The sequence below is a fragment of the Frigoribacterium sp. RIT-PI-h genome, assembly GCF_001297205.1.
Classification (GTDB): Bacteria; Actinomycetota; Actinomycetes; order Actinomycetales; family Microbacteriaceae; genus Frigoribacterium.
On the sequence record NZ_LHOZ01000061.1, the window covers coordinates 70,787 to 80,252 of the forward strand.

At 71.7% G+C, this 9,466-nt stretch carries 12 protein-coding genes; 7 read left to right on the forward strand and 5 right to left on the reverse strand.

What is annotated here, in order from left to right; genetic code table 11:
* Positions 1-72: 72 nt before the first annotated feature.
* Genes AEQ27_RS06415 through AEQ27_RS06425 form a run of 3 tightly spaced genes read right to left on the reverse strand, consistent with a single transcriptional unit; the run spans position 73 to position 1,731 of the window.
* Positions 73-318: a hypothetical protein gene (locus AEQ27_RS06415; protein ID WP_054145894.1), complete on the reverse strand. Its 246-nt coding sequence runs from the start codon at positions 316-318 to the stop codon at positions 73-75.
* Positions 315-1,013 (reverse strand): DUF308 domain-containing protein, encoded by a 699-nt coding sequence (locus AEQ27_RS06420; RefSeq protein WP_235450999.1) that lies wholly within the window; start codon positions 1,011-1,013, stop codon positions 315-317. The genes AEQ27_RS06415 and AEQ27_RS06420 overlap by 4 nt, the downstream gene beginning before the upstream one ends.
* A 34-nt stretch (positions 1,014-1,047) precedes the next feature.
* On the reverse strand, positions 1,048-1,731 hold the full coding sequence (locus tag AEQ27_RS06425; RefSeq protein WP_152970210.1) for a hypothetical protein: 684 nt from the start codon (positions 1,729-1,731) through the stop codon (positions 1,048-1,050).
* 157 nt (positions 1,732-1,888) lie between these two features.
* On the opposite strand from AEQ27_RS06425, the gene AEQ27_RS06430 reads away from it, so the two are divergent.
* Positions 1,889-3,031, forward strand: coding sequence for an acyl-CoA desaturase (locus AEQ27_RS06430; RefSeq protein ID WP_054145896.1), 1,143 nt, complete (start codon positions 1,889-1,891; stop codon positions 3,029-3,031).
* 40 nt (positions 3,032-3,071) lie between these two features.
* On the opposite strand, the gene AEQ27_RS06435 is transcribed toward AEQ27_RS06430, so the two are convergent.
* Together AEQ27_RS06435 and idi are read right to left on the reverse strand one after the other, a co-directional pair.
* Positions 3,072-3,269 (reverse strand): hypothetical protein, encoded by a 198-nt coding sequence (locus AEQ27_RS06435; protein ID WP_054145897.1) that lies wholly within the window; start codon positions 3,267-3,269, stop codon positions 3,072-3,074.
* 128 nt (positions 3,270-3,397) lie between these two features.
* Complete coding sequence (gene idi / locus AEQ27_RS06440; protein WP_043594089.1) at positions 3,398-3,967, reverse strand: isopentenyl-diphosphate Delta-isomerase; 570 nt, start codon at positions 3,965-3,967, stop codon at positions 3,398-3,400.
* A gap of 18 nt (positions 3,968-3,985) precedes the next feature.
* Here idi and AEQ27_RS06445 point away from each other — a divergent pair, with 18 nt between their 5' ends.
* The 6 genes from AEQ27_RS06445 to AEQ27_RS06470 are packed head-to-tail and all read left to right on the forward strand — an operon-like array spanning position 3,986 to position 9,425.
* Positions 3,986-5,056 carry a polyprenyl synthetase family protein gene (locus AEQ27_RS06445; RefSeq protein ID WP_082383296.1) on the forward strand — a complete coding sequence of 357 codons (1,071 nt, stop codon included), beginning with the start codon at positions 3,986-3,988 and terminating at the stop codon, positions 5,054-5,056.
* Complete coding sequence (locus AEQ27_RS06450) at positions 5,053-5,934, forward strand: phytoene/squalene synthase family protein (RefSeq protein ID WP_054145898.1); 882 nt, start codon at positions 5,053-5,055, stop codon at positions 5,932-5,934. The genes AEQ27_RS06445 and AEQ27_RS06450 overlap by 4 nt, the downstream gene beginning before the upstream one ends.
* Positions 5,931-7,664 (forward strand): phytoene desaturase family protein, encoded by a 1,734-nt coding sequence (gene crtI / locus AEQ27_RS06455; RefSeq protein WP_082383297.1) that lies wholly within the window; start codon positions 5,931-5,933, stop codon positions 7,662-7,664. Before AEQ27_RS06450 ends, crtI begins: the two co-directional genes overlap by 4 nt.
* Complete coding sequence (locus AEQ27_RS06460) at positions 7,664-8,032, forward strand: lycopene cyclase domain-containing protein (protein ID WP_054145899.1); 369 nt, start codon at positions 7,664-7,666, stop codon at positions 8,030-8,032. The genes crtI and AEQ27_RS06460 overlap by 1 nt, the downstream gene beginning before the upstream one ends.
* On the forward strand, positions 8,029-8,445 hold the full coding sequence (locus AEQ27_RS06465; RefSeq protein ID WP_054145900.1) for a lycopene cyclase domain-containing protein: 417 nt from the start codon (positions 8,029-8,031) through the stop codon (positions 8,443-8,445). Before AEQ27_RS06460 ends, AEQ27_RS06465 begins: the two co-directional genes overlap by 4 nt.
* Complete coding sequence (locus AEQ27_RS06470) at positions 8,442-9,425, forward strand: prenyltransferase (protein ID WP_054145901.1); 984 nt, start codon at positions 8,442-8,444, stop codon at positions 9,423-9,425. Before AEQ27_RS06465 ends, AEQ27_RS06470 begins: the two co-directional genes overlap by 4 nt.
* The last annotated feature ends 41 nt before the right edge of the window (positions 9,426-9,466 follow it).

A 9,466-nucleotide genomic window follows, 5' to 3' on the forward strand; every position in this document is an offset into this window, starting at 1 on the left:
GTCGGCCCGCCGGGACGACCCACGCACCAGCGTGCCCCGGCCCGCAGGCCACGACCGGGGGTCAGGCGTGCGTCAGTGGCCGCGCGGCTTGTCGGCGTCGTCGATCTCGTGTCGCTCGTCGTCGTTGGGCTTGGCCGCGAGGGCGAGCATGGCGATGGTGACGAGCGCGACGATGAAGCCGATGCAGAGGAAGAGCAGCGCGAGTTGCAGGGCGCGCGTCGTCATGAGGACGACGAGGCCGACGAAGGCGGCGAAGACCCCCGACAGTCCGAGGAACTCGGCGGGGCGGAACCGGTCGCGCCAGGTGGGGTGGGTCATGACGTTCGGGCCTTGTCGTCGGGGGTGTCGGCAGCGGCCGGGTGCCCGGTCTGCCATTTGAGCGAGAGGCCGGCGATCGCGCGGAACACGCCGCCCAGGGCGCCGGAGGCGCCCAGGAGGCCGACGAGCACGGTCGAGGACGTCAGTTCGCCCTCGATCTGCTCGATGCCGCCGAGCTGCTGGCTGTAGGCCGGCGGGACGACGAGGAAGACCAGGGCCAGTGCCAGGGTCAGCACGCCGACGGTCGTCCAATCACGGGCGAGCGGCGAACGACGACGACGGCGCAGGCCGGTGAGCAGTTCGAGGACGCCCGTCAGCACGGCCCAGGCCGTGACGAAGGCGACCAGCACGGGCAGCTGCCCGTGCGAGAAGACGAGGCAGAGGGCCCCGATCACGGCCCCGACGACGCCCTGCAGCACGGCGATGGTGCGGCTCGAGCGGTCGGACAGGCGCAGGGCCGACCCCACGGCGAGCACGACGCCGCCGACGACCGCCCCCGAGCCGAAGGCGAGCAGGCCGACCTGAGGTGAGTGGTCGGGGGTGAAGGTGATGGCCGCGGCGGCCGCGAGGGCGGGGACGGCACGCAGCACGGGGACGGGCCAGTACGCGGAGAGCGACGGGTCGACGCCCCGGTCCGAGGGGTCGGACGACGCCACGGGGGCGGTCGCGCCGGAGTCGTGGTGCGCAGGCGTCACGAGACCTCTTTCACGGGTGGGGGACCCGCCGAGTTTACCGCGCGCTCCTGAACGCCAGGCGGCGGGCGGTGCCGAAGGTCAGCGGCCAGCCGCGGCCCTTGAGCGTCGTGAGCTGACGCGCCATGCCGGAGGGCGTCACGCGGAGCACCCCCTCGGACTCGAGCGACAACCCGGTGAGCACGCCGTCCATCGCGCGTCGGGTGGAGGCCAGCGCGTCGGTCGTGTCGAGCCCGGTCGCGATCAGCACGCCGGCCGGCAGTCGACTGACCCGGGTGTAGGCGGTCGTCGTGTCGGCCCAGGTGGACCGCCAGTCGCGTCCGACCTCTTTGACGCACTCGATCAGGCGGACCGTCGCGACGTCGGGGTCGGGATCGTCGACGGTGAGCAGTCGGTAGTACGTGCGCCGGACGCCCTCGGTGCTCATGAAGAGCAGGTCGACGTAGCCCGTCACGACCGACGCGGGCCGCGGCCCGGCGCCGACGACGGTGCCGCCCGTGATCCACGAGCCGTGGCCGTCCTTGGCGTCGGGCCAGATCTCGACGAGCACCTCGAGCCCCGAGATCTCGATCTCGTGCGCCGGTGCGTCCGACGCGGCGGCCCTGAGGGCGCAGTCCCGGAGCCCGTAGCCCTGGCGGGCGTCGCGTTCGCCCGTCCGGTACGGCACCTGCTCGAGGTCGTGCACCACCCCGCTGAGTCGCTCGACGAAACCGGCTGTCACCTACGATAGATTACGTGTGACATATGGCGAGACGCAAGCGTGTCACGGTCGGCGATCTCTCGACACCTTCCCAGCCCGCGCCGTTACGTTCGCAGCATCTGCGGGCCGCCTCCGGCCCATCCACCCGGCTGGGAAGTCGCCCAGCCGCGGGAGCCCGATGACCGCCACCGTCCCCACGACCACCCGAACCACGCAGCCGCGCATAGTCCACGCGCCGGCGGGTGCGGCACCCGCAGGGTTCCGCCCCACCGTCGCCGGCCAGGTCGGCAAGCCGACCAGCACCTACTCGAGCCTGCTCAAGTCCGTTCGTGAGGCAGGCCTGCTGCAGCGTCGCACCGGCTTCTACGTGACGGTCTTCGTGGTGCTCGTCGCCTGCCTCGGCGGCGCGGCCACCGGCTTCGTCCTGCTGGGCTCGAGCTGGTTCCAGCTGCTGATCGCCGGTGCCCTGGGCATCATCCTCACGCAGTTCGCCTTCCTCACGCACGAGGCCGCGCACCGCCAGGTGTTCGAGTCGGGCACGCGCAACGACAAGGTCGGTCGCGTGCTGGCCGCCGGTGTCGTCGGCATCAGCTACGCGTGGTGGATGACCAAGCACAGTCGCCACCACGCCAACCCGAACACCAAGGGCAAAGACCCCGACATCGCGTTCGACACGATCTCGTTCCTCGAAGAGGACGCGGCGAAGCAGCGCGGCGTGCTCGGCTTCATCACCCGCCGCCAGGGCTACTTCTTCTTCCCGCTGCTGCTCGGCGAGGGCGTCAACCTGCACGTGACGTCGTTCCGCACGCTGCTCGGTCGCGACAAGATCGAGGGCCGGGCGCTCGAGATCACGCTGATCGCTGTGCGGCTGGTCGCCTACTTCGGCGTCGTCTTCTGGTTCCTGCCGGTCGGCATGGCCTTCGCCTTCGTCGGCGTGCAGATGGCCGTCTTCGGTCTCTACATGGGGTCGTCGTTCGCCCCGAACCACAAGGGCATGCCGATCATCCCCGAGGGGGCCAAGGTCGACTTCCTCAGCAAGCAGGTCCTCACCTCGCGCAACATCACGGGTCGGCACTCGACCGCGTTCATGGGCGGGCTGAACTACCAGATCGAGCACCACCTCTTCCCGAGCATGGCGCGTCCGAACCTGCGTGCGGCCAGCGCCCTGGTCAAGGCGCACTGCGCCGAACACGGCATCCCCTACACCGAGACCACGATCGGCAAGTCGTACGCGATCGTCATCCGGTACCTCAACCGCGTCGGCCTCTCGGCCCGCGACCCGTTCGACTGCCCCGCGGCGTACGCGCTGCGTCCCCGCTAGTCGGCGACGAGCACGACGAGCGCAGGAGGCGCGGGCCGGGTCAGGCGGACCGGCTCGCGCCTTCGTCGTCCTCGAAGAAGTCCTCGTAGCGGACGGGACGTGCGTCGTCGGACGCGGCCCGCGCCTCCCGGGCCGGCGAGGGGTGGTCGCGGCCGCCGGCCGACCGGGACTGGTGCTTGGGGTAGGGGTGGATCGCGAGTGGGGACGCCGTCGCGTCCCTCGTGTAACTGGAATCCACGGTCGCCTCCCGTCACGGGCCGGACGTCGCATCCGGTGCCTCGACCGCCACGATACGAGTGGTCGACGGCGCTCGCGAGGGGCTTGTCAGACCCCCCGGCGAGGGCTAGCTTCGAAGGTCCGGCACTCTCAGGCGGGCCAGGCGGCCAGCTGCCAGCCCAACCAGGGCGAGAAGGCGAACGGAGCAGCCGCGACGGCGTCGCGCAGCTCGGCGGGCTCGACCCAGGCCCATTCGGCGACCTCGTCGGGCGAGGGGTCGGGCAGGCCCACGGCGCGGGCCGTGAAGACCGGGCAGATCTCGTTCTCGACCACGCCCGAGGCGTCGGTGGCGAGGTACCGGAACTCGGGCAGGATCACCTCGACGTCGCGGACCTCCATGCCGAGCTCCTGGTGGGCGCGGCGCATCAGCGCCTCGGCCGGCGTCTCGCCGGGGGCGGGGTGGCCGCAGAACGAATTGGTCCACACGCCGGGCCAGGTCTTCTTCGACAGGGCGCGACGGGTGACGAGGACGCGGCCGAGATCGTCGGTGACGTGGCAGCTGAAGGCCAGGTGCAACGGCGTCGTGGCGGTGTGGACGGTCGCCTTCGCGGTCGTGCCGATGGGCGTGCCCTCGTCGTCGAGCAGCACCACGAGCTCGTCGTGCGCGCCCGGGCGGTCACCGGACGTCGGCTGGGGATGCGTCGAGATCTCACGGGTCATGAGAGGTAGTCTGCCCTGGTGGACGGTGATCACCTGCACGCAGGCACGCGGGCGAGACACGATCGTGTCGACGCCGTCCTCGACGACTTCTTCGCGTTGGCCAAACGCCGGGCCGAGTCCGTGGGCTGGCGTTACGTCGACCTGTGGTCGGTGCTCGAGCGCAACAGCGCCGGGGGCAAGCGCTTCCGGCCCCGCATGGTCTTCACGGTCTACGACGCCCTCGGGGGTGCCGACGACGAGGCCGTGGCCCGCGTCGGCGCGGCCTTCGAACTGCTCCACACGGCCCTGATCGTCCACGACGACGTGATCGACCGTGACTTCTCGCGACGCGGCATCCCCAACGTCTCGGGCAGCTACCGCGACACCGCGACGACGGCCGGCATCCCGACCCCCGCGGCCGAGCACCGGGGCATGTCGGCCGCCGTCATCGCCGGCGACCTCGCCCTGACCGGTGCCAGCCGCATGCTGCTGGGCATCGGCTGCGCCGACCACGTCCGCACGCGGCTGCTCGACCTGCTCGACGAGGCGATCTTCGTCAGCGCGGGTGGCGAGATGGTCGACGTCGAGTTCTCGCTCTCCGCCGACCTGCCGACCGTCGACGAGATCCTCGAGATGGAACGCGCAAAGACGGCCGTCTACTCGTTCGAGGCGCCGCTGCAGGCGGGCGCGGTCCTGGCCGGGGCGGGCGAAGCCGTCGTCACGGCGGTCGGCGACTTCGGCCGCGAGGTCGGGGTCGCGTACCAGGTGGTCGACGACCTGCTCGGGGTCTTCGGCACCGAAGAGGCCACCGGCAAGACCACACGCGGCGACCTGCGCGAGGGCAAGCGCACGGTGCTCGTCGCCCACGCGGCGACCACCGACGAGTGGTTCACGATCCAGCCGTTCATCGGCAAGGCCGACCTCAGCGAGGCCGAGGCCGAGCACGTCCGCGGTCGCCTCGAGGTCTGCGGCGCCCGCGCCTTCGCCGAGGGGCTCGTCGAGCAGCACGCCCGCCGCGCGCTGGACGTGCTCGACCGTCCCGAGGTGCCCGAGTCGTTGCGTGAGGCGCTGACGCCTGTCGTCCAGGACGTCCTCGAGAGGGTGCGATGACGGGCCTGTCGCTGTACGACTCCGTGGCCGACGCGACCGCGGGCGGCGTGATCCGCCGCTACTCGACGTCCTTCGGCCTGGCCTCGCGCCTGCTGGGCGGCGAGGTGCGGCAGCACGTCGAGAACGTGTACGCGCTCGTCCGCGTCGCGGACGAGATCGTCGACGGCCCCGCGACCGAGGCCGGACTGGGCGCCGAGGCGGCGGGCCGGTTGCTCGACGGCTTCGAGGCCGAGACCGAGCGGGCCCTGGTCGAGGGCTTCAGCCCGAACCTGGTCGTGCACGCCTTCGCCCGCACCGCCCGCGCCACCGGTTTCGGTGCCGAGTTGACGGCACCCTTCTTCGCCTCGATGCGGGCCGACCTCAGCGCCCGCGAGCACGACCAGGCCTCGTTCGACGCGTACGTGTACGGCTCGGCCGAGGTCGTCGGCCTGATGTGCCTCAAGGCGTTCCTGCAGGGGCATCCCTTCCCGCCGAGCACGGTCGCCGAGCTCGAAGAGGGGGCCCGCCGCCTGGGCGCCGCCTTCCAGAAGGTGAACTTCCTGCGTGACCTCGCGGCCGACTTCGAGCAGCTCGGCCGCAGCTACTTCCCCGGGGTCGACGTGACCACGTTCGACGAGCAGACGAAGACGAGACTGGTGCGAGACATCGACGACGACCTCCGCGTGAGCGGCGAGATCATCCCCGTGCTGCCGACGACCTCGCGTCGGGCGGTGGCGCTGGCCCACGGCCTGTTCGCCGAGCTGAACCGGCGTCTCGAGGCGACCCCCGCCGCCTCGCTCGTCAGGGCGCGCGTGCGCGTGCCGAACCCGGTCAAGGTCCGCATCGCCGCGGGGGCCGCGGCCGGCCGCGTCACGCGTCTGCCCGAGGCCCGCGCATGAGCCGCGACACGGTCGACCGCGGGGCCACGGGCGCCGGCACCGGTGCGCCCGACGAGTCGCACGGCCTCAGCGTCACCCGCCACGGTCGCCGCGTCGTCGTGATCGGCGGCGGCATCAGCGGCCTGGCCTCGGCTGCACTGCTGGCCCGCGAAGGTCACGAGGTCACCCTGCTCGAGAAGAACGACGAGGTCGGTGGCCGCGCCGGGTCGTGGAGCCACGAGGGCTTCCGCTTCGACCTCGGCCCGAGCTGGTACCTCATGCCCGAGGTCTTCGACCACTTCTTCCGCCTGATGGGCACGTCGGCGGCCGAGCGCCTCGACCTCGTCGAGCTCGACCCGGGCTACCGGGTGCTGTTCGAGCCGACGCCCGACGACCCCGCGGCCAGCGCCCCGATCGACGTGCCGCGCGGTCTCGAGGAGAACGTCGAGCTCTTCGACCGCGTCGAACCCGGCAGCGGCGAGCGCATGCGCCGGTACCTGCGCTCGGCCCGCGACACCTACGACATCGCCAAACGACGGTTCCTCTACACGAGCTTCGGCAGCCTCACGCCTCTGCTGCGCGGCGACGTGCTGGTGCGCCTGCCCAAGCTGGCGCGGCTGCTTCTGACGAGCCTCGACTCGTACGCGTCCCGCACGGTGACCGACCCGCGCCTCCGTCAGATCCTGGGGTACCCCGCGGTCTTCCTCGGCTCGTCGCCGTTCGACACCCCGAGCATGTACCACCTGATGAGCACGCTCGACCTCGACGACGGCGTGCTGTACCCGCAGGGCGGCCTGATCTCGGTGATCGAGGCGATCCGCGACGTGGCCGTCGAGGCCGGGGTGACCGTCGTGACCGGCGCGGCCGTCACGCGGATCGTCACGCAGCCGCTCGGGGCCGAGGGCGCGGCCCTGCCGCGTGGCTCGAAGGCGACCGCCGAGGCGACAGGGGTCGACTGGACCGACGCCGAGGGCGCGACGCACCGCGTCGACGCCGACCTCGTGGTCAGCGCGGCCGACCTGCACCACACCGAGACGCAGTTGCTGCCGCGCGAGCTGCGCACCTACGATTCGTCGTACTGGGCGAGGAAGAACCCCGGGCCGAGCGCCCTGCTGCTCTACCTGGGCGTCGAGGGCGAGATCCCCGAGCTCGAGCACCACACGCTGCTCTTCGCCCGCGACTGGCACGAGAACTTCGAGCGCATCTTCGGTGCCGACAAGCGCATCCCCGACCCGCCGTCGCTGTACGTCTGCAAACCGAGCACGGTCGATCCGTCGACGGCCCCGGCCGGTCACACGAACCTCTTCGTCCTCGTGCCGCTGCCCGCCGACCCGGCGCTGGGCTCGGGCGACGTCGACGGTGACGGCGACCCGATGATCGAGCGCCTCGCCGACGGCGTCATCGCCCAGATCGCCGAGTGGGCGCACGTGCCCGACCTCGCCGACCGCGTCGTCGTGCGGCGCACCCGTGGTCCGCGCGACTTCGTCGACGACGTCAACGCCTGGAGCGGCAGCATGCTCGGGCCCGCACACACGCTCGCCCAGAGCGCCCTGTTCCGCACCGGCAACGTCTCGACCCGCGTCGACTCGCTGTTCTACGCCGGCGGTTCGGTCCGCCCGGGCATCGGCCTGCCGATGTGCCTGATCAGCGCCGAGGTGCTGCTGAAGAACCTGCGCGGCGACACGAGCACCGAGCCGCTCCCCGAGCCGTCGGCGGCCCGGTCGACGCCGTCCGAGCCCGCCGCCGGCTGATGGGGTTCCTGTACCTCGCGGCGTTGCTCGTCTCGTTGTTCGGCATGGTGATGCTCGACCGCAGGTTCCAGCTGTTCTTCTGGCGCGACGTGCCCCGGGCGGCGGTGACGCTGCTGGTCGGCGTCGTGTTCTTCCTGATCTGGGACGTCGTCGGCATCGACCTCGGCATCTTCTTCCGCGGCGAGACCTCGTTCATGACCGGCGTCCTCGTGGCGACCGAGCTGCCGCTCGAAGAGGTCTTCTTCCTGGCGCTGCTCTGCTACCTGACGATGAACCTGCTGGCCGGAGCCCGGATGGCGGCGTCGGTCGTGCTCGACCGGCGTGACGCGAGCCGCGCCGGTCGCCCGGTGGACGGCGTGCCGTCGTGACCTACTGGGCCGTCAACGCGGTGTTCCTGTCGATCGTCGCCGTCCTCGGGGTGTTGGCGCGGGGGGCCGCAGGGGTGCGGGGCCGGGCCGCGCGCGCCTCCTCGTCCCCGGCCGGGACGTCGCGGCGGCGGCGCGAACGGCTGCTGGGGGCGGGTCTCGCGACCGGGGTGCTGCTCGTGATGACCGCCGTGTTCGACAACGTCATGATCGGCATCGGGCTGGTCGGTTACGACGCCGCCCGCATCAGCGGCGTGTTCGTCGGCATCGCCCCGCTCGAGGACTTCGCCTACTCGATCGCGGCGCTCGTCCTGTTGCCGTCGGTGTGGGTGCTCCTCGGCGGACCGAAGACGCCCCGGGCGCCCGCTGCGCCGGCGGCCGGCGGGTCGACGCCCGTGAAGGAGGCGCGCTCGTGAACACGCTCAAGGCCCTGTTCGTCTCGTCCCGGCCCCTGAGCTGGATCAACACGGCGTTCCCGTTCGCGGCGGCGTACGTGCTGACGTCGCTGCTCGCGCCGACGACGACCGGGTACCTCGGCTCGTACCAGCCGCTGTCCCGGGTCGACGTGACGCCCGACGGCACGGAGGCCGTCATCTTCTCCGCAGCCGAGAACGCGCTCGGCCCGGTGGACTGGCTCGTGCTGATCGTCGGCGCCCTCTATTTCCTGATCCCCTACAACCTCGCGATGTACGGCATCAACGACGTCTTCGACTACGAGAGCGACCTGCACAACCCGCGCAAGGGCGGCGTCGAGGGCGCGCTGCTCGACCGCAGCCTGCACCGCACGACGCTGCGCGCCGCCGTCATCACGAACGTCCCGTTCCTCGTGTTCCTCGTCGCGGTGGGCGACCCGCTGAGCTGGTTCGTGCTGGCCGTCAGCGTCTTCGCCGTGATCGCCTACTCGGCTCCCGGCCTGCGCTTCAAGGAGCGCCCCTTCGTCGACTCGATCACCTCGAGCACGCACTTCGTGAGCCCCGCCATCTACGGTCTCGTGCTGGCCGGGGCGACCTTCACGCCCCAGCTGTGGGCGCTGCTGGGCGCGTTCTTCCTCTGGGGCGTCGCGAGTCACGCGTTCGGTGCCGTGCAGGACGTGCTGGCCGACCGCGAGGGCGGCATCTCGTCGATCGCGACCGAGATCGGGGCCCGCGCGACGGTGCGCCTCTCGGTGGTGGCCTACCTGCTGGCCGGCGTGCTGCTGACCTTCACCGAATGGCCGGGCCCGCTGGCGGCCCTGCTGACCCTCCCCTACGCGATCAGCTGCGCCCCGTGGTGGAACGTGACCGACGACCGGGCCGAAGAGGTCAATCGCGGGTGGCGGCGCTTCTTGGCGCTCAACTTCGTCAGCGGGTTCGTCGTGACGATGCTGATGATCTGGTGGGTGTTCCTGCGGGGCTGACGCCGCCTCCTGCGCTCGTCGCCCCTCGGCCCGCCGGGTCG